Annotated in this window: 16 protein-coding genes and 1 riboswitch; of the genes, 8 read left to right on the top strand and 8 right to left on the bottom strand. The window is 74.5% G+C overall.

Annotated features, from left to right (window positions below; all coding sequences use genetic code 11):
• Nucleotides 1-12: 12 nt before the first annotated feature.
• On the bottom strand, nt 13-930 hold the full coding sequence (locus AC1VM9_RS07550; RefSeq protein WP_481346539.1) for a S1C family serine protease: 918 nt from the start codon (nt 928-930) through the stop codon (nt 13-15).
• A gap of 98 nt (nt 931-1,028) precedes the next feature.
• On the opposite strand from AC1VM9_RS07550, the gene AC1VM9_RS07545 reads away from it, so the two are divergent.
• Nucleotides 1,029-1,586: an N-acetyltransferase family protein gene (locus tag AC1VM9_RS07545; RefSeq protein WP_481346540.1), complete on the top strand. Its 558-nt coding sequence runs from the start codon at nt 1,029-1,031 to the stop codon at nt 1,584-1,586.
• A 127-nt stretch (nt 1,587-1,713) separates the two neighbouring features.
• Here the strand turns inward: AC1VM9_RS07545 and AC1VM9_RS07540 are convergent, their stop codons facing one another.
• From AC1VM9_RS07540 to AC1VM9_RS07525, 4 genes are all read right to left on the bottom strand, one after another.
• A complete protein-coding gene (locus AC1VM9_RS07540) occupies nt 1,714-2,565 on the bottom strand; it encodes a CHAP domain-containing protein (protein ID WP_481346541.1) in 852 nt (283 codons plus the stop codon).
• Nucleotides 2,565-2,748, bottom strand: a riboswitch (cyclic di-AMP (ydaO/yuaA leader). It overlaps the preceding gene by 1 nt.
• A gap of 282 nt (nt 2,749-3,030) precedes the next feature.
• A complete protein-coding gene (locus AC1VM9_RS07535; protein ID WP_481343873.1) occupies nt 3,031-3,417 on the bottom strand; it encodes an iron chaperone in 387 nt (128 codons plus the stop codon).
• Between the two features lie 219 nt (nt 3,418-3,636).
• A complete protein-coding gene (locus AC1VM9_RS07530) occupies nt 3,637-4,653 on the bottom strand; it encodes a zinc-dependent alcohol dehydrogenase family protein (RefSeq protein WP_481343874.1) in 1,017 nt (338 codons plus the stop codon).
• Nucleotides 4,654-4,724: 71 nt separating this feature from the next.
• On the bottom strand, nt 4,725-5,717 hold the full coding sequence (locus AC1VM9_RS07525; protein ID WP_481346542.1) for a pirin family protein: 993 nt from the start codon (nt 5,715-5,717) through the stop codon (nt 4,725-4,727).
• A 37-nt stretch (nt 5,718-5,754) separates the two neighbouring features.
• Between AC1VM9_RS07525 and AC1VM9_RS07520 the strand changes: the two genes are divergently transcribed.
• Nucleotides 5,755-7,254 (top strand): MFS transporter, encoded by a 1,500-nt coding sequence (locus AC1VM9_RS07520; RefSeq protein ID WP_483122131.1) that lies wholly within the window; start codon nt 5,755-5,757, stop codon nt 7,252-7,254.
• 22 nt (nt 7,255-7,276) lie between these two features.
• Here AC1VM9_RS07520 and AC1VM9_RS07515 read toward each other — a convergent pair whose 3' ends face one another.
• Nucleotides 7,277-7,981 carry a hypothetical protein gene (locus tag AC1VM9_RS07515; RefSeq protein WP_481346544.1) on the bottom strand — a complete coding sequence of 235 codons (705 nt, stop codon included), beginning with the start codon at nt 7,979-7,981 and terminating at the stop codon, nt 7,277-7,279.
• Between the two features lie 256 nt (nt 7,982-8,237).
• Here AC1VM9_RS07515 and AC1VM9_RS07510 point away from each other — a divergent pair, with 256 nt between their 5' ends.
• The 3 genes from AC1VM9_RS07510 to AC1VM9_RS07500 all read left to right on the top strand — a co-directional run bounded on the left by AC1VM9_RS07510 (nt 8,238) and on the right by AC1VM9_RS07500 (nt 12,035).
• Nucleotides 8,238-8,801, top strand: a complete 564-nt coding sequence (locus AC1VM9_RS07510; RefSeq protein ID WP_481346545.1) for a hypothetical protein — start codon at nt 8,238-8,240, stop codon at nt 8,799-8,801.
• Between the two features lies 1 nt (nt 8,802).
• On the top strand, nt 8,803-9,921 hold the full coding sequence (locus tag AC1VM9_RS07505) for a hypothetical protein (RefSeq protein ID WP_481346546.1): 1,119 nt from the start codon (nt 8,803-8,805) through the stop codon (nt 9,919-9,921).
• 242 nt (nt 9,922-10,163) lie between these two features.
• Entirely contained in the window at nt 10,164-12,035 is a 1,872-nt protein-coding gene (locus AC1VM9_RS07500) for a hypothetical protein (RefSeq protein WP_483122129.1), read from the top strand.
• Nucleotides 12,036-12,056: 21 nt separating this feature from the next.
• On the opposite strand, the gene AC1VM9_RS07495 is transcribed toward AC1VM9_RS07500, so the two are convergent.
• Nucleotides 12,057-12,455, bottom strand: coding sequence for a cupin domain-containing protein (locus AC1VM9_RS07495; RefSeq protein WP_481343178.1), 399 nt, complete (start codon nt 12,453-12,455; stop codon nt 12,057-12,059).
• A gap of 81 nt (nt 12,456-12,536) precedes the next feature.
• On the opposite strand from AC1VM9_RS07495, the gene AC1VM9_RS07490 reads away from it, so the two are divergent.
• The 3 genes from AC1VM9_RS07490 (at nt 12,537) to AC1VM9_RS07480 (ending at nt 17,475) form a co-directional block, all read left to right on the top strand.
• A complete protein-coding gene (locus AC1VM9_RS07490) occupies nt 12,537-13,952 on the top strand; it encodes an FAD-dependent oxidoreductase (protein ID WP_483122127.1) in 1,416 nt (471 codons plus the stop codon).
• A 91-nt stretch (nt 13,953-14,043) separates the two neighbouring features.
• Nucleotides 14,044-16,368 (top strand): glycoside hydrolase family 31 protein, encoded by a 2,325-nt coding sequence (locus tag AC1VM9_RS07485; RefSeq protein ID WP_483122125.1) that lies wholly within the window; start codon nt 14,044-14,046, stop codon nt 16,366-16,368.
• A 141-nt stretch (nt 16,369-16,509) separates the two neighbouring features.
• The gene (locus AC1VM9_RS07480; RefSeq protein WP_483122123.1) at nt 16,510-17,475 is read left to right on the top strand and encodes a cation diffusion facilitator family transporter; all 966 of its coding nucleotides are present in this window, start codon (nt 16,510-16,512) and stop codon (nt 17,473-17,475) included.
• A gap of 261 nt (nt 17,476-17,736) precedes the next feature.
• On the opposite strand, the gene AC1VM9_RS07475 is transcribed toward AC1VM9_RS07480, so the two are convergent.
• Nucleotides 17,737-19,047 carry an HNH endonuclease signature motif containing protein gene (locus AC1VM9_RS07475; protein ID WP_483122122.1) on the bottom strand — a complete coding sequence of 437 codons (1,311 nt, stop codon included), beginning with the start codon at nt 19,045-19,047 and terminating at the stop codon, nt 17,737-17,739.
• Nucleotides 19,048-19,221: the final 174 nt, after the last annotated feature.

The raw sequence follows: 19,221 nt of genomic DNA, 5'->3' as shown, positions 1-19,221 counted from the left end.
CGTACCCGGCGCTCAGTGCGGCGGGCTGCCGGCGGCGCCGCCGGCCGTGGCGATGGGCACGGCGAAGCCGATGCCGACGAACAGCGTCTGATCGGTGGGGTTGGCCAGGCCCGTGACGATGCCGACGACGTGCCCGGCCCGGTCGAGCAGCGGCCCGCCGGAGTTGCCCGGGTTGACGGCGGCGTCGAACTGGATGAGGTGGCGCAGCTGCCTGCCGCCGGGCACGGTGACGGTGCGGTCGAGGGCCGACACGACCCCGGCCGAGAGAGAGTCGGTCAGCCCGAGCGGGTGCCCCACGGCGAAGACCGGGACGCCGACCTGCACCCGGCCCCCGAGCACGGCCGGGACGACGGTGGCCGGCAGGCGCGCCGGCGTCAGGGTCGCGATGTCGTTCTCCGGCCGGCGCGTCCCCACCGTCGCCGGCGAGCTCGTGCCGTCGGCGAACTGGACGGTGATGCCGGTCGCGCCCGCCACGACGTGGTCGGCGGTCAGCACCGTGCCGTCGTCGTTGACGACGACGCCGGCCCCCGTGCCGCGCTCCACGCCGGTCCGGGTCGGGGTGAGCGTCGTGACGAGGACGAGCGAGGGCTCGATGGCGCGGTGGGCGAGGCTGGCGTCCGGGGGCCGCGCGGCCTGGTCCTCGGCGTACGCCTCGAGGCTGCGCCGGACGCTGGCGTCGACGTCCCGCTGCGTCGGCGGGGGCGGACCGGACTGATGGGTCAGCCCGAAGGCGAGCCCCGCTGCGGCCACGAGGAGGACGACGACCACGACCGCCCAGACGCGTCGGGGCAACGACCGCAGGGGGCCGGACCGGCGCGGCGGCTCGGGCGGGGAAGCCGGCTCCGACCCGCCACCGGGCGCGGGGGTCGACGGCGCGGCACCGACGGCGCCGGCCGGATGCACCTTCGGCGGATCGGTGACCCGTGCCACCACTCGACTCTACGTTCCGCACCCACCGACCGGCAGGGGTCTGTGCACCCTTCACAGGAGCGCGGCCAGCGCGGGCCCGGGCCCCTACGATCGCCACCATGCCGACCGACGCGACCCCTCCCCTCGCCGTGGTCGTCCGCGACGCCACGCCCGCCGACGCCGCGGCCTGCGCGCGCATCTACCGGCCGTACGTCCTCGACACCGCGATCACCTTCGAGCTCGAGCCACCGACCGAGGACGCGGTCGCTGCGCGCATCGAGGCCGCCCGCGCCACGCACGCCTGGCTCGTCCTCGAGGAGGCGGGACGGATCCTCGGCTACGCGTACGCCGGTCCGTTCAAGACGCGCCCGGCCTACCGCTGGGCCTGCGAGGTCTCCGTCTACCTCGACCTGGAGCGGCGGGGGCGCGGCGGCGGGCGGGCGCTCTACCTGGCGCTGCTCGAGCGGCTCACCGCGCGCGGCTACCGGATGGCGGCCGCCGGCATCGCCCAGCCCAACGAGGCGAGCAACCGGCTCCACGCGTCGCTGGGGTTCGAGCCGGTGGGCACCTTCCGGCGGGTGGGCTGGAAGCACGGCGCGTGGCACGACGTCGCATGGGTGCAGCGGCTCCTCGGCGAGCCGCACGCGGGCCCCGAGCCGCCCCCCGAGCCGCGCTGAAAGCCACGGCCGGCCCCGGGTCCCGTCAGGCACCCTCGGCCTCCGGCCCCGCACGCCCCGGCATGCAATGAGGGCGGGGACGACACGTGGTCGTCCCCGCCCTCATCCCGCGGGCGCACCGGTCAGGTCACGGTGCGTAGATGTACTGCATCCCCGAGATGTCGGTGACGGTGCGGGTGTTGTAGTTGTACGGGCCGGCGAGGGCGTTCATCTCGACGATGGTGACCTCGTTGCCGTTGACGGCCGTGACCCAGGCGACGTGGCCGACGCTCGAGGAGCCGTGGACGCCGGGCTGCATGACGACGATGGAGCGCGTGCGCGGCGTGCCGCTCACGGTGTAGCCGGCGGAGGCGGCGCCGGAGGCCCACTCCATGGCGTTGCCGGTCCAGCCACCGGGGTAGTAGCCCTCGGACTGGTACCACTTGTTGAGAGCGCCCCACGTGCACTGGCCCGGGGTGGCCCAGTTCGACGAGGCGCGCATGCCGGACGAGGCGCTCGGGACCGAGGCGTTGCTCGTCGCCTTGGTCGAGATCGTGCTCGTCGTCAGGGACCGGCGGGACGCGTCGCGCGAGGCGCGCTCGGCCGCGGCCTTGCGCTCCGCGGCGGCCTGGCGGGCCTTCTCGACGACGAGGTCCTCGATGACGGTCGGCTTGGCCGTGGCGGTGCGCTGGGCGACGGCCTGCTGCACCTGGGGCTGGAAGCCGATCTTGGACAGGGCCGTCGCGGGAGCCACGGCGGGAGTGGTCGCCGGGCCGACGGCGGCAGCGTTGCCGAGGGCGGCGACCGCACCGTTGGCCGGCTTCGCCTCGTCGGCGCTGGCCGGGTTCGCGAAGGTGGCGACGAGGCCACCGGTTGCCGCGACGATCGCGGCGCCCTTCATCGCCGGCTGGGCCGACTCACGGGCGAGAAGCTTGAGTTCGTTGAGGGGGTTGTGTCGTCCCGGCGCACGGTGGCGCCCGCGGGTGTTCTCAGTCGTCATGTACCTCTCCGCGCCTACGAAGTTAGCTGTCGGGTTCGGGCGGAAAGGTGCCCGGTGCCCTCCCGTGCCAGCTGCGGCCCGGATGGGTACTTCACCCCAAGGACGTCCGGAGTCGTGGTGCCGGACGCCCGGAGAAACGCGTGGTTCCTCCGCTCCTGTCACAAGGTTTGTCGTCACGAACGAGGCGGTGACAGGACTAGGCGGTCCACCTCGCGCGTGTCCGGCCTGGTGGCCGGACTCCCGGAACTGTAGACGAATCAACCGGGCAATGTCACGCCGAGGTAACGGTGACGCGCCGGGTGTGCCCTTGAACGACCGGTTGCTCCCGCTTTACCGGCGGCATACCGCCCGGGGAGTGAGACATGGGTCACAGACCCACCGGTCGGGTTTCCGGTACGTCGGCCCCGCTCCGGGGTATACGCACCGCCGGGCGCGGTCCGTCTGTCGCCCGGCGTCGTCACGCCCTCAACCGGACTGGATCTCGTCCTCGTCCTGCTCGCGCTCCGCGCGGCGTCTGACGCACAGGCGGGCGATCGTCGCGACGAGGTCGAGGGGCACGGGACGGGTGATCGGAAAACGCACGGTGTCCTTGGCGCGACGGTAGGGCCGGATGGCCTCCTCGAACGCCTCGTCACCGCTCGGGACGGGGTAGACCCCGACGTGGTTCTTCCACCCGGCGAAGTACAGCAACGGCTTGCCGTCGAGGGTGAAGGTCGCCATGCCGTAGCTGATCTTCTCGCTGGCGTCGGGCACCGCCGTGCGCACCGCCGTACGAACCCTCGCGAGCTGAGTTCGCGTCTCCTCGGGATAGGAGGCGATGTAGTCATCGACGGACGCGAATCTGGGGGCCAATCCTGGTCCTCACTGTCTCCGGACCGGTTTGTCGGGCGGGATCACTGCGACTTTATTGGCCCAAAGGGGTCAGTGCAAAGGAACCTCGCCATTCGGCGCCAAACCGGAGCAAAGCGACAGATGCGTGGAGAGGCCGGATCGTCCGGCGAATCCCGTTGGCCCGAGGCGCCGTCCGCGTCAGGCGGGAGCGCCCGCGCGCAGCGCGTCAGGGAAGGCGGCTCACGGCTGCAGGAGCACCTTGACGGCGCGTCGCTCGTCCATGGCGCGGTAGCCCTCGGCCACCTCGTCGAGCGGCAGCGTCAGGTCGAAGACCTTGCCGGGGTCGATGCGCCCGGACAGCACCCGGTCCAGGAGGTCCGGCAGGTAGCGGCGCACCGGGGCGACGCCGCCGGCGAGCCCGATGTTCCGGGAGAACATCCGGCGCACGGGCAGCTCGACCCCGTGCGGGACGCCGACGAAGCCGACGGTCGACCCGGCCCGCGCGACGTCGAAGGCGGTGTCCATGGCCTGGTGCGTGCCGACGCACTCGAGCACGGCGTCGGCCCCGACGCCGCCGGTGAGGTCCTTCACCGCCGCGACGGCCTCCTCGCCGCGCTCGGCCACGACGTGCGTCGCGCCGAAGTCGCGGGCCAGGGCCTGTCGCGGCTCGTGCCGCGACATCGCGACGATCCGCTCGGCGCCGAGCTGCTGGGCGGCGATGACGCCGCAGAGGCCGACCGCGCCGTCACCGACGACGACGACCGTGGAGCCGGGCGTCACCTTCGCGGCGACGGCGGCGTGCCAGCCGGTGGCCATGACGTCGGACAGCGCCAGCAGCGAGGGCAGGTACTTCTCGTCGGGCATCCCGTCGGTCTTGACGAGGCTGCCGTCGGCCTGCGTGACGCGGGTCAGCTCGGCCTGGCCGCTCGCGGTGCCGTCGGCGTTCGGGCACGCGGACTGCACACCGGCGAGACAGTCCGGGCAGGTGTTGTCGCAGTGGCAGAACGGGATGACGACGAAGTCGCCGGGCCTGACCTCCCGGACCTGCGCGCCGACCTCCTCGACGACGCCGACGGCCTCGTGACCGATGGTGGCGCCCACGCGGATCGGGTTCTCGCCGCGGTAGGGCCACAGGTCGGAGCCGCAGATGCAGCCCGCCGTGACGCGCACGATCGCGTCGGTCGGGGCCTCGATGGTGGGGTCGGCGACCTCGGACAGACGGATGTCGCCGGGGCCGTGGATCGTCGTCGCGCGCATGGGCGCCATCCTCGTCCGGCCGCCCGCACGTGGCAAAGCCACTCGACGACGGCGCGGGCCTTACCCTGCGCTCAGCCGCGGGAACGCAGGCGCAGGTTGGGCAGCCCGGGCGCGGGGAGCGTGTGGTCCCACGCGTCGGGGAAGGTGCCGTAGCGGGCGGACGCGTCAACCGCCTCGCCGCGTGCAGCGGCCTCGCGCTCGCGCTGCCACTGCTCGCGGAAGCCGACGACCTCGTCGTGGCTGCGGCCGATGAAGTTCCACCACATGACGATCTGCTCGCCGAAGGGTGTCCCGCCGAGGACGAGCAGGCGCGTGGCGTCGTCGCCCGCGGTCAGCGTCACGCGCTGGGCTCCGGCCGGCAGGAAGACGATCTCGCCCGGCTTGGCCGTCGCGCCCTGCACCGTGAGCGTGCCTGTGTCGCAGAGGAACCCGTGCTCGTACGCCACGTCCAGGTCGACCTCGAGCGAGCGCCCGGCCGGCAGGGTCACCTCGGCGCCGACGAGCGGCGAGTGCATCGTCACCGGTGAGGTCTGCCCGAACAGGGTGCCGAGGAACACGAGGACGCGGCAGCCGTCGACGTCGGTCGCCGCCGGCGCGTAGTGCTCGAAGCCCGGCGCGGTGAACCGGCTCGCCTCGGGCAGCGCCACCCACAGCTGCGCGCCGTGCAGCGTCGTCGTGGCCGGCGTCGAGTACTCGGAGTGGGCGATGCCGTTGCCGGCCGTCATGAGGTTGAGCTCGCCCGGGCGGACGAAGGCGTGCGCGCCGGTGGTGTCGCGGTGCTCGACCTCACCCGAGAAGAGCCACGACACCGTCTGCAGGCCGGTGTGCGGGTGACCCGGCACGACCATGCCTCCTGTCGCCGACACGTCGTCGGGCCCGTAGTGGTCGACGAAGCACCAGGCCCCGATGAGCGAGCGCTCACGCTGGGGGAGGCTGCGGCGCACCGGCATCGCCCGCGGCCCGCCGAGGGGCACGTCGCGGTAGGGGAGCACGACGGGGTCGTGGCCGCCGGTGTCGCGGCTCTCGCAGGTGACCTCGTCGGGGTTGCGGTCGGGGTTGCTCACCGGATCAGGCTAGGCCGCCGTTGCTACCTTGCCCACCATGACCGAACCCCTCCGACCGGCCCGACCCGACGCCTCGCCGGTCCCGTCGTCCGCCGCGTCCCCGACGCGGGCGCCGCGCTGGTCCGCGTGGCGGGTGGTGTGGTGGTTCGGGTTCGTCAGCCTCGCCGCCGACATGGTCTACGAGGGCGCCCGGTCGATGTACGGCCCGCTGCTCGCCTCGCTCGGCGCGGGCGCGGTCGTCGTCGGGCTCGTCACCGGGGCCGGCGAGGCGATGGCGCTGGCCCTGCGTCTCGTCTTCGGTCCCCTCGCCGACCGCACCGGCCGCTACTGGGGCCTGACGATCGCCGGCTACGGCCTCACCGCGGTCTGCGTGCCGCTGCTCGCCGTGGCACCGTTCGTCGGCGGCGCCGGACTCGTCCTCGCCGCGGTGCTCATCCTGCTCGAGCGCGCCGGCAAGGCGGTGCGCAGCCCGTCCAAGTCGGCCCTGCTCGCCCACGTGGCCACCGCGGTGGGGCGCGGACGTGGCTTCGGGGTCCACAAGGCCCTCGACCAGGTGGGCGCGTTCGCGGGCCCGCTGCTCGTGGCCGGAGTGGTCGCGGCCGCCGGCGCGATCTGGCCGGGCCTGCTCGTGCTCGCCGTCCCCGGCCTCGCCGCCATGGTTCTGCTCGCCGTCATGCGGGCGTGGGTGCCCGACCCGGCCGTGTACGACCCCCAGCCGACCGACACCGCGCCTCCCGCTGCGACCACCGACACGTCGAGCACCGACGCCCAGTCAGACGTCGGGACCATCGACGCCGGGACGACCGACGCGGTCGCGCCCACCGAGGCGCTCGCGGCCGACGCCGTACTCGCCGCCGCGTCGGTGACGGACGCGAAGGACGGCCACACGCCTGCCGACCCGTCGGTGCCTGCCGACGGTACGCGTCCTCGACAACCCGTCGGCGGCGTGCGCGGCTGGTTCGCGGACGCCGTCGGCGCGGGTCTGCCGCCCTCGTTCTTCCGGTACGCGCTCGCCGCGGGCCTGACGACCGCCGGCCTCGTGACGTTCGGCCTCATCGGCTACCACCTCACCGTCGCCGGTCTCGTGCCCGTGGCCACCGTGCCGGTGGTCTACGCCGGGGCGATGGGCGTCGAGGCGCTCGCGGCCCTCGGTGTCGGCGTCGGGTACGACCGGTTCGGCGGGGCGGTGCTCTTCGCGGTACCGGTGCTCGTCGCGCTCGTGCCTCCGCTCGCGCTCACCGGCTCCCTGACCCTCGCGCTCGTCGGCGTCGCAGTGTGGGGACTGGCGTACGGCGTCCAGGACTCGACGGTCAAGGCGCTCGTCGCCGAGGTCGTCGAGGCGCCGAGGCGGGCCACCGCGTACGGCGTCTTCGCCGGCGTCCAGGGCGCCTTCGCCGTGGTCGGCGGCCTCGTGTCCGGCTGGCTCTACGACCGGTCGCTGCCCTGGCTCGTCGCCGTCGTCGCGGTCAGCCAGCTCGTCGCCCTCGTCCTGCTCGTCCGCACCGTCCGCGCCCTCCGTGGGACCCGCACCCCCTGACCGACGAGGAGGGCCGGGTCGGTCAGGCGGGGAGCGCGGTCGGACGCGTCAGCGGGCCGAGCGCGATGAGCAGCAGGAGCGCCCCGAGCGGCAGCAGGCCCCACGGCACCGCGATGGCGACGGCTCCGACGGCTGCCAGCGCCGCCGACCCCACCGGCAGGCGTCCCTCGAGGGTCAGGGCCGCGAGCACCGCGGCCAGGCCGACGGCGACGAGCACCGGGCCGCCGACGACGAGGGCGACGGGCAGGGTCGAACCGAGCAGCCCGACCGCCTGGCCGAGCCACACCGCGCCCGTGGCGCCGGCGCCGAACGCGGCGAGGGCCGTGGCCGGGACGCCGATCCGCAGGTGCTCGAGGCGTGTGCCCAGCGCCGCGACGAGCCAGCAGAACGCGGCGGCGGCGACGACGAGCGTCAGTCCCGACGCCACGGGCGCGAGCCGGTCCACGTCCGCCCCGTCGAGGCTCGCCCCGAGCGCGAGGGAGACGGTGCCGGTGTCGCTGCCGGTGTCGCTGCCGGCGACCGCGCCGTCGATGCCCGTGGCGGCGGGGGACCCGAGGCCGAGCACCCACGCGACGATGCCGTGGACGAACAGGGCGAGGGGTGCGACGAACGCGAGCACCCGACCCCGGGCGGGCAGCGGCGCGGGCACGGTGCGGGCGACCGGAGGGGTGCGGTCGGCGCCCGGAACCCCGAGGGTGACGGGGCGGGAGCGGAGGGTCGTCGTCATGCTCCCAGCGTGGGGTCCCGGACGGGTCCTGCCCATCGGGGTCGACCCCGAGCCGTCCCCGAGCGACCCCTGAGCCGCCCCGGCGCGGCGAGTTCGCGGCGACGGCGCTGCGGGCCGGGCGCAGCCGGCGGGGAGCGCCTCCCGAAAGGTGGGTTTTGTCCATTTCGCGACGGAGGCGCTGTCCGGCGTCGTACCTTTCGCCAAGAGGGAGTGGAGCACGGGGGTGCTCCGAGGTTCGCGTTCAAAGGGGATGACCATGTCCGTGCGCTTCAACACCCCACCCGGATGGCCGGCTCCGCCCGCAGCATGGGCGCCCGGTGACGACTGGATGCCCGACCCCAGCTGGCCTGTGCCACCCGAGGACTGGGAGTTCTGGACGGTCGTCGACCCGCGTCGGGTCGCGAGCAGCGGTCTGGTCGGCGACGTGCTCGCCGGCCTCCCCGTGGGGTCGCGTGCGGTCAGTGCCATCGATGCCATCGACGCCGTCGGCGCAGCCGGCCCAGCCGGGCCAGCCGGGCCGGGTGGTGCACGGCGGTTCGAGCCGCGTCCGCCGCGACTGGGTGCCCCTCCCCGGTCCGTCGTGGCGGCCTACGGCACGGACCGCGGCACCTGGCTCGCCCGGCTCCGGGCGTCCGAGCGCGTGGCCCAGCCCGGGGTGGCTCCCACCACCACGGTCGTGGCCACGCCGGTCCCCGAGAACGAGACCCTGCCCGCGCCGGCCGCACCCGTGACGCCTCCGCGTCCCGCGGCGCGTCCGGCACCCGAGGACGCGTGGGCCGTCGACGGCCTCCGGTTCCCGGTCAGCAGGGTGGACGTCTGACGTGGAGCCGCAGATCAGGGTCGCACCCGAGGTGCGGCTCGGCTCCACGGCGTCCGGCCTGCGCGCGTCGCTCGCCGCCGGTGCCTCCTCCACCGACCCCCTCGCGGGCCCCGGCGGCTGGATGGGCACCGGCGTCGGGTCGCGCGGCACGTCCGGCGTCCCCCCGGTGTCGCTCGACGCGCTCGCCGTGCGGGCGCTGGCCGCGCAGCGCGGCAGCGACGTCAACGCCCTGACCGAGGTCGAGACGACGCTCGCCTCGCTCCACCTCCAGACCCACACCCCCCGGCGCCGTCCGGAGCCCGAGCCGGTCGGACCGCTCCAGGGCCACGAGCGCAAGGACCTGTACCGCAGGGCCCTGCGCGCCGCGCGCCGGCCGGTGCCGGTGTTCCGGTTCTCGGCGCGTTCGGCCGCTCGCCAGGACGCCGAGGTGCAGGCCGACGCGTTCGCCGCCGCCGCCGAGGTGTCCCACGCCGTCGTCGGGCAGCACCGCGCCACGGCCCTCGAGGACCGGTGGGCCGACCTCGCCCGCAACGACCGGGTCACCGTCATCGCCGAGCTCGACGCGGAGTTCGCCGCGGGCGGCGGGACGTGCACCTGCATCGACGCCGGCTGGTCCGAGGACGGCGCGCGCGGTTACGTCACCGTGGTCGCCCGCTACCCGCGTCCGGACATCGTCGGCGAGCGCGGCCCGGGCCTGTCGGGCAACGGGCGACCGATGCTGCGCCGCCGAACGCCCGCCGAGCGCAACGCCGTCTACCTCGGCGGCCTCGCCTCGCTCGCCCTCGCGACGGCACGCCACGCGATCAGCGTCGCCGTCGCCGCCGACGACGTCCACGTCCTCGTCGTCCGCCCGACCGAGGGCGGCACCGGCCTCGAGCCGGTCTACCTCGGCAGCCTGAGCCGCGAGGCCGTGACGCTGCGGCCGGCCTCGGCCGACCCGTTGCCCCTGCTCGTCAGCGCCGCCGCCCGGCCGATGCGCTTCGAGGGAGCGACCAACGACCTGGCCCCGCTCGAGCCGGAGGCGGACATCGAGGCGGTCGTCGGCGCGTGCGTCGCCGCGCTCGAGGACGAAGCCGTCGACGCCGTCCTCGGCGGTGCGGTCGAGGGCTCCGCCGGCTGACCGCTCTCGGCCGCCCGGTGGACACGACAGGGACATCGGCGGGGCCCGGCGACGGAGACGTCGGCGGGACACATCGGGACACATCGGGACACGTCCGGAACCCGGACTGCCCTCCGCTGCAACGGAACCCGTGACGGCGTTACGCTGCGAACGGCACGTACAGGCAACCGGCCTCGGTGGCGTGCCGGGCGATGTCTCGGTTCCCGTGGGGGCGGGTGACGAGGCAGGGTCTAGGGGGCCCTGTGCTGACCGTACGTTTCAACCCGCCGCCGGGGTGGCCGGCGCCGCCGACCTCGTGGGTGCCGGCGGACGACTGGCTGCCCGAACCGGAATGGCCGGATCCGCCGGTGCGCTGGACGTTCTGGACGATGGACGGCGAACCGGACGTACCGCGCGGCGTGCGTGACCTGGGCCGCCTGTCCCAGGTCTCCTTCCCCGTCGCGACGGTGGCGGCCCAGTCGACGGTCTCGCTCGCGGCCCTGTTTCCCGAGCGCGGACGCCGGGGCGGTGCCGTGCACGGCGGCTACGGCAGCTCGATGCGTGCGAGCCCGGGGTCCGGTGGCCCGGCCGGCGGTGGCACGTACGGCAGCTCGGCGGGTGCCGCCTTCCGTGGTGCGGCGCGCGGGTCGGGGGTGTACAAGCGCTCGGGGCGCGAGTACTACCGACCCCGTGGCGCGTTCGACGCCTTCGACGCCTCGGCCCTCGACGGCGGCCACGCGCTGGCGGCGCTCGAGGGCACGCCCGTCGGCGCGGACCCGGCTGCCGTCCTCGACTCGAGGCTGCGGGCACCGCTGCCGGTGGTCGACCGGGCGGCCACGAGCGCGGCGGTCTCGACGGTCCGGTTGTCGCCGCTGCTGCGCATCGTCGCCCACCCGTCGGGGTTCCGGGTCCGGTTCCGGCTCGGCGGTGACGTGGCCGCGGCCCTGACCGAGCTCATGACGCCCGCGCTCGTCGCCAGCGCCGCCGACCGGTCCGAGGCGTCCGTTCGCCCGGACCCTGCGCAGGACGGCCGTCCGGGGCGAGGTCCGGGCGAACGCGGAGGGCGCGAGCGCGGCATCCGGATGCTGCTGCGTCGCTCCAGGGGCGAGGACGGACCGGCGGCCGGGACCACGGAGCAGGGCATCGCGACCATCCGCTCCTCGCGGGCCGCCGTCGCCACCGGCGACCTGCTCCGTCGGGCGCTCGCGGCCCGTCGCGACGGTGACCAGGCTGCCGCGGCGAGGGTCGAGGCGGAGCTGCGCTCGCTGCACCGGCAGGCGTTCCGCCCGTTGCGGGCGCCGGCGCCCGCGCCCCGGGCGTCGCTCTCGGACGCCGACGAGGAGGCGATCCTGCGTCGTGCGCTCGACGTCGAGAGCGCGGCCGAGCGAGGCATCGAGCGGGAGGAGATCCAGCGTCGGCGCGAGGTCGCGAGCGAGCGCGCGGCGGAGGTCGTGCGGGCCACCCGGATCGCGAGGTGGGTGCTCTCCGACCGCCGGCGGGTCATCGCCGACGGCGCCTGGCGTCTCCTTCGCGAGCACGACCCGGCCACCGTCGTGGCCGTCGTCGACGAGGCGATGCGCCTGTCGGGCAGCGAGGTCACGTGCATCGACGCGGGCCACGACCCCGCGACCGGCCGGCCGTACGTGTCCGTCCTCGTGCGGTTCCCGCCCCCGGTCGTCGTCCCCGACGAGGTCCTCGAGCGGACGGCGACGGGCCGGCACGTCTGGCGACCGCGCACCGCACGAGAGCGCAACGTCGCGTACGCGTCGGGCCTCGCGTCGGCGACGCTCGCGGCCGCCAAGCACGTCGACAGCATCGCCATCGCGAGCGATGCCGTGCGCGTCGTCGTCGTGCGGCCGACGCCCAACGGCCGTTCGGTCGAGCCCATCTACGTCGGCACGCTGGACCGGGAGGACGTGTCGCTGCGCCACCCCGACGCCGACCCGATGCCGCTCGTCGTCTCCTCGGCGGTGCCGGGCGGCCTGCGGGTCGTGGGGCACCAGCGCGAGGTCATGGCGCTGGAACGGTCGGTCGACAGCGACGGGTCGATCGCCGACATCGTCGAGGCGTGCCGGCGCGCCCTCCACTCGGCCGGCGCCGAGCGGATGCCCGGCGCGGGAGCCCAGCAGGCGTGACGAGCGTGAGAGGCTGCGGCGTCAGCGCTCCGGTGCCGGACCGTCGACGTTGACCGTCGGAGTTCCGGAGCCGCAGCGGACGATGACGGCCCGCGACGACGCGTCGCCCGGGTTGGACTCGCGGTGCACGGCGCCGGCGGGGACGCGCAGGAAGTCGCCGGGACCCGCCTCGACGACGTCGCGACCGCCCGGCCCCGACTCGAGGCGCATCCGCCCGGACACGATGTAGAGCGTCGTGTCGTGCTCGCCGTGGTGGTGCCAGCCCGAGGTCGCCCCGGCCTCGGTGTCGACGGTGCCGGACCACATGGTCTCGGTGTGCAGCGCCACCTTCCGCGCCATGCCGGGCGTCGGGTCGGCCGGCGTGAGCTCGTCGCCGCCGACGTGGGTGCAGGGCGTGGCCGGGTCGTGCGGGTCGCTCATGGGCCCATCAAACCCCGGAACGGCCGCGTCCGGCAGTTCGGCGGCCCTAGCCTCGGGGGAGGCTCGACGTCGGGAGGTGCGGTGGCAGCGCGGCAGAGGGATGAGGCACGGGGGCAGCGGGTCGGACGCGTCGTCGTCGTCGGTGCGGGCACGGCCGGGCTCTTCACCGCCCGGGTGCTCGCGGACCACGTCGCGGAGGTCGTCGTCCTCGAGCGCGAGCGCCTTCCCGAGGACGTGCGCCCGCGTGGACGCGTGCCGCAGGGTCGGCACCTGCACCTGCTGCTGTCCGCGGGTCTGGACCGGCTCCGGGTGTGGTTCCCGGGGATCGAGGACGAGCTGGTCGGGCGTGGGGCCGTGGCCACGGACGGTCGGAGCGCCTACGTGCACCAGGGCGGGGCCTACCGCGCCCGCGGCGACTGGGGTCGCCCGGTGCTCAGCATGTCGCGTCCGCTGCTCGAGGACGTCGTGCGGTCGCGGGTCGCCGCCCTGCGGAACGTCACCGTCGAGTCGGGGGTCCGGGTCGAGCGGGTCACCCTGTCCGAGACCGCGCCGGTGCGGGTCACGGGGGTCGTCGCCGGGGGCGTCGAGCGGCCGGCCGACCTCGTCGTCGACTGCTCGGGACGCAGCTCGGCCATCGCGCACGACCTCGTCGAGGCCGGGGTGGTCGTGCCGCCCGTCACCCGCGTCGGCATCGACATCGCCTACGCGTCCTGCCTGCTGCACCGCGGACCGGACGACTTCGAGGGCACGTTCGTCGTCTGCCAGGACAACCCGGGCTCCCTCCGCGCCGGTGCGGCGCTGCCGGTCGAGGGCGACCGGTGGCAGGTCACGCTCGCGGGCGTGCACGGCGACTCGCCGGGGTCCACGGACGCGTCGATGCGGGCCTTCGCGGCGGGGCTGCCCTCGCCCGTGGTGCGCCAGCTGCTCGACCGCTGCGAACGGGTCGGCGACGTCGAGACGTACCGGTTCCCGTCGAGCCAGCGACGCCACCACGAGAAGGTGCGCGACCCCGTGCCCGGCATCGTCGGCCTCGGCGACGCGGCGTGCAGCTTCGACCCGATCTACGGGCAGGGGATGACGTCGTCGGCGTTGCAGGCGGAGGCCCTCGGCCGGGTCCTGACGGAGCTGGTCGCGCACTCCGATGCCGCGGGCCTTCGCTCACCTGACCTGCCGAAACGCTTCTACCGCAAGGCAGCCCGCGTCATCGACGCACCGTGGCGGATCGCCGTCGGCGGTGACTTCGGGCACCCCGCGACGACCGGACCGCGGCCGCCCGGGTCGTCGGCGCTCAACGCCTACGTGCGCCGCGTCGTCCGCGCGAGCCACTCCTCGGTCGAGGTGGCGCGCGCCTTCAACCGCGTCGTCCAGCTGGCCGACCCGCCGGTCGCCCTCGCCCGGCCGGTGCTCGTTGCGCGCGTCGTGCGCCACGCCGGGCGCTCGCCCGTGGCGACCGGGGCGCCGGTCGTGCACCCGCGCGTCGGCCCGCCGTCTCCCTGAACGACCTCTCGGCGCGTTCAGCATTGCGTCGCCTGGTGGGGCACCGCATACGGTGGTCTCGGCCCGTCCCCTGCCAGCGAGGACCAGCACCATGAGGACCGACCACTTCATCCGCTTCGAGCGCGTCGACTCGGTCGAGCAGGTTGAGCACGGCCTGCGCGCCCGCCTCCACGGCGAGACCTTCCTCGTCGAGGCGGTGCGCGACGACGTCGTGCGGCTGCGGATGAGCCGCGGCGGCGCCTACGAGGAGAAGCCGACCTACGCCGTGTGCGTCGACCCGCTGTCCCGGCCCCTCGGCGGTGGTGTCCAGTGGTCGGTCGAGGAGGGGCCGGACGCGTGGCGCCTGCGCACGGCCGGCCTCGTCGTCACGCTGTGGCTCGACCCGTTCCGCGTCGACGTGCACCGCACCGACGGCTCGCCGGTCGTCGAGTCGGCGCCGGACGCCGAGGGCCGGTACTGGACGTACGCTACGCTCAACGACGCGTGGACGACGCGGCGCCGCATCGGCCGCGACGACGCGATCTACGGCCTGGGGGAGAAGGGCGGCCGGCTCAACCGCCGCGGCCGCGACTTCACGCTGTGGAACACCGACGTCCTCAACGAGCACGCGACCGCCGAGTTCCGCGCCGGGCTCGCCGCCGACGACCCGCGGGCCGACATGACGAGCACCGAGTTCGACCCGTACTACGTGTCGATCCCGTTCTTCCACCACCGCTCCGCCCAGTCCGGTGCGGTGGCCGGCTCGTTCGTCGACAACGGCTACCGCGGCCACTACGCGTTCAGCGACGACGACGAGTACCGCATCTCCTTCCACGGCGGGCAGTGGGCCGAGTACGTGTTCGCCGGTCCGTCGATGGCCTCGGTCATCGAGCGGTACACGTGGCTCACCGGGCGCGCGTCGCTGCCCCCCGTCTGGGCCCTCGGCTACCACCACTGCCGCTGGCACGCCTACAAGCAGCAGGACGTCGAGGTGATCGCCAAGCGCTACCGGGAGGACGAGTTCCCCTGCGACGCCATCTGGCTCGACATCGACTACATGGACGGTTACCGCGTCTTCACCTGGGACTCCGACCGCTACCCCGACCCCGCGGGCATGCTCAAGGGCCTGGCCGACCAAGGCTTTCGGACGGTGACCATCGTCGACCCGGGCGTCAAGCACGACCCGGGCTACGAGGTCTACGACGACGGGCTGGAGGAGGACGTCTTCTGCCGCACGGAGGGCGGTGACACGTACATCGGCCAGGTGTGGCCGGGCAACACGGTCTTCCCGGACTTCGCGACACCCGAGGCCCGCGCCTGGTGGGGCGAGCTCAACGCCCGCCACGTGGAGTCGGGCCTGGCCGGCATCTGGAACGACATGAACGAGCCTGCGACCGGCGAGATCCCGCCGGGAGCGATGCTCTTCGACAAGGGCCGCGCCACGCACGAGCGCTTCCACAACCAGTACGCGATGCTCATGGCGATGGGCACGCTCGAGGGACTGCGCAAGGTGCGGCCCGAGGCGCGCACCTTCATCCTGTCGAGGTCCGGGTTCGCCGGCATCCAGCGGTACGCCGCCAACTGGATGGGTGACAACCAGGCCCGCTGGGACCACCTCTGGGTCAGCATGCCGATGGCCTGCGGTTTCGGCCTGTCCGGCCAGCCGTTCGTCGGTGCCGACATCGGTGGCTTCCAGGGAGACACCAACGCCGAGCTCTTCCTGCGGTGGATGCAGATGGGCACGCTGACTCCCTTCTGCCGCAACCACTCCGAGACCGACAACATCGACCAGTACCCGTGGTCGTTCGGGCCGGAGATCCACGAGCTGGCCCGCGAGGCGGTCCGGCTGCGCTACCGCCTGATGCCGTACATCTACTCGGCCTTCGTCCGGGCCTCACAGACCGGAGAGCCGGTGCAGCGTCCGCTCGTCCTCGACCACCAGGACGACCCGGCGGTCGTCGACCTCGACGACCAGTACCTCTTCGGCCGCGACCTCCTCGTCGCACCGGTGTACGAGGCCGGCGTGACGTCGCGGACCGTGTACCTGCCCGCGGGGCACTGGTACGACTGGCACACCGGCGAGCTGCACGAGGGGCGGCAGACGATCACCGTCGAGACGCCGCTTGAGCGGATCCCGCTCTTCGCCCGTGCGGGCGCCGTCGTGCCGATGTGGGAGGAGGCCCCGGCGTCGACGGACGGCTACGCGCCGGAGACCATCGAGCTGCACGTCTTCGAGCCGGCTGTCGACGGACGCTGGACCTCGACGCTGATCGAGGACGACGGTCTCACCGCGGGCGAGGGCGTGCCGCAGCTCGTCACGACGGTCACCGTGACCCGCGCCGACGGCGAGACGACCGTTGCCCACGAGACGTCGGGGGAGCCGTATCCGGGTCACCGGCGGACATCCTTCCGCGAGGTCCGCCACACGGCGTCCTGAGCCTGACCGGCCCGCGTCGAGGGCCGACGGTCGAGGGACGACCGCCGCGCCGGCGGGTACGGCCGGGTAGCCGCCGTCGAGCGGGCGCGTCCACCGCGCTCGTGGGTTGAGGCGCCGCGAGGGTGGGGTAAGGATGCCGACATGGCCGACGACGCGAAGTCCTCGGGTGGCGAGAGCCTCCTCACCGTCATCGTCGCGCTGGCGGCGAACACCCTCATCGCGATCGCGAAGTCCGTCGTCGCCGCGATCACCGGCTCGGCGTCGATGGTCGCGGAGGCCGCGCACTCGTGGGCCGACGCGGGCAACGAGATCTTCCTGCTCAAGGCGGAACGCCGTGCCGCGAAGCCGCGTGACGACCAGCATCCCTTCGGCTACGGCCGCGAGGCGTACGTGTGGTCGATGTTCGCGGCGTTCGGGCTGTTCGGCGCCGGGGCGGTCGTGTCGGTGTGGCACGGCATCCAGGCGCTGACGTTGTCGGAGGCGGAGACCGACTACGTCTGGGCGTACGTCGTGCTCGGCATCGCCTTCGTCCTCGAGAGCGTCTCCTTCGTCCAGGCCACGCGGCAGACGCGCGCCGAGGCCAAGCGGCGCGGGCTGCACTCGCTGCCCTACCTCGGCTACACGTCCAACCCGACGCTGCGCGCGGTGTTCGCCGAGGACGCCGCGGCGCTCATCGGCATCCTCATCGCAGGCGCCGGTATCGTCCTCCACCAGGTGACCGGCAACGCCGTCTGGGACGCGCTCGGCTCGATCCTCGTCGGGCTCCTGCTCGGCGTCGTCGCGATCTACCTCATCGGCCGCAACCGCGACTTCCTCGTCGGCGAGACCGTGCGGCCGGAGCTGTGGCGACGCGTCCTGCGGGAGCTGCAGGGCAGCCCGGAGGTGGAGCGGGTCACGTTCCTGCACCTCGAGTTCGTCGGCCCGAGCCGGATGCTGCTCGTCGCCGCCGTCGACCTCGTCGGGGACGAGATGGAGTCGCAGGTCGCCGCCAAGCTCACGGCGATCGGCCGCCGCATCGAGGAGTCCGACGTCATCGAGCGCGCCATGGTGACGCTGTCGCGCCCGGACGCCCCCACCCTCGACGCCGACGCCGCCCCTGCCGCCTGACCCGCGGCGCGCGACCCAGCCCCAGCCCCGGCCCTGGCCCCGGCCCCGCCCCGGCTTGGCCCCGGCGCTGGCCCCGGCCCTGGCCCGGCCCCGACGGCAGCCGCTGGGCAGCCCGCCGACCCCGCCCCGGTGCCCGTCCCTGCCCCCATGCATGGGCCTCCTGCCCGGCCCTGCCCGACGGCAGGCCACTGGGAAGCCCGACGACAGACCACGGGCAGCCCTACGACCCCGCCGCTGCCGGCAGGGTGCGGGGCGGGTGACTCAGGTGTGCCAGGTGACTCCGGCCGCCGTGACCGTCGCAGTGAGGTCACGCTCGTGGACCTCGGTGTGGTGCCGAGGGCACAGGAGCGCGCCGTTCGACACAGACGTGCCCCCACCGTGCCGCCAGTGCACGACGTGGTGGGCGTCGCACCAGGTGGCGGGAACGGTGCAGCCCTCGAAGCTGCAGCCCTTGTCGCGAGCGACGAGGGCGAGTCGCTGGCCACGGGTGAACAGTCGGCGGCTGCGGCCGACATCGAGCGGCTCGCTGTCGGGACCGAGCACCATCGGGATGATCGCGGCGTCGCAGGCCATCCGGCGCACGACTCCCGGTGACAGGACGTCGCCGGTCAGCGTCGTCCCGGTGCCCCGGACCTCACCCACGAGCGTCTCGAGGTCGATGAGGACGACGACCTTGGCCTTGTCGGTGGTCGGGACGCCGTCCGCCGAGGCGACCCCGCGTCGGACGATCGCCAGCAGGGCCTCCAGGCGCCGGCGCGCGGGCGTGCGCGTGTCGGCGCTGACGGTGCGGCCGTGCTCGTCGGTCTCGGGACACGGCATGGACAAGGGGTCGATGGCGGCCTTGAGGACCGCCGCCCCTTCCGGGTCGAGGGTGCCGCGCAGGCCCACCATGCCGGAGCCGTCGGGCTGGGAAAGCCACAGACCGCGGGCCTCCCGGCGGCCGCGGTCGAGGCGGTCCTCGTCGCGGGGCGGTCTGATCTGCTCGGTGTGGTGCCGGACGAGGCGGGCCAGTTCCTCCGGCCGCAGCCGGGGTGCCTGCTGCATGAGGTCGACGAGCGCCGTCGTGAGGTCGTCGGCGTCCGCCACCGGCCTCGTGCGCGAGTCGAAGTCGACGATCTGTGCGGCGTTGCCGACGGTGACCTGGTGGGTGGCCACGAGCATCCGCAGCCGAGCCCAGCGCGCGTCCGCCAGCGCCGTGCCCACCGTGACGAACGCGGCCGCCTGTCCCGCCGTCAGCGACGGGTCGTGCTGGCGCAGCCAGTCGGTACGGGACAACCCGTCCGGCGCCCTGACGCCACGCGAGACGAGCTCGGACACGATCCCGACCAGGGCGACCTCGTGCGAGCGTCGCTGCTGCGCCAGGTGCTCGGCCGCGGCGGTGAGCTCGGCCTCTGCATGGGCGGACAGTCCCAGCCCGATGGTCGCCTCGAGCGCGATCGCGTCCCGAACCTCCACCCGACCCTTGCTCTCGGCCTCGCGCTGCGCCCGGGCGGCGCCCCGCTTCGAGACGCTCTCGACCCAGGCCGGGTCGTCGACCAGCTGCTCGTAGCCGGTCGCGTCGAGCCACGGCATGGACCGCGGATCGGGGGAAGCCAGGGAGTCCAGCGCCTCGGGTGGGACCTCGGACCACAGGCCGCGTGACTGAGGGTCGGGCCGCGTCAGACGCGCCACGTGCCGACCCGGTCTCGCCGTCCGCCCCGGCCGCATCTGCGCCGCCGGGCCCGCGGAGGACGACGGCGTCGCCGG

This window comes from Monashia sp. HAY1-11D, assembly GCF_056868035.1.
Note: the sequence above shows the minus strand (reverse complement) of the source record. Positions and strands in the feature narration are given on the sequence as shown.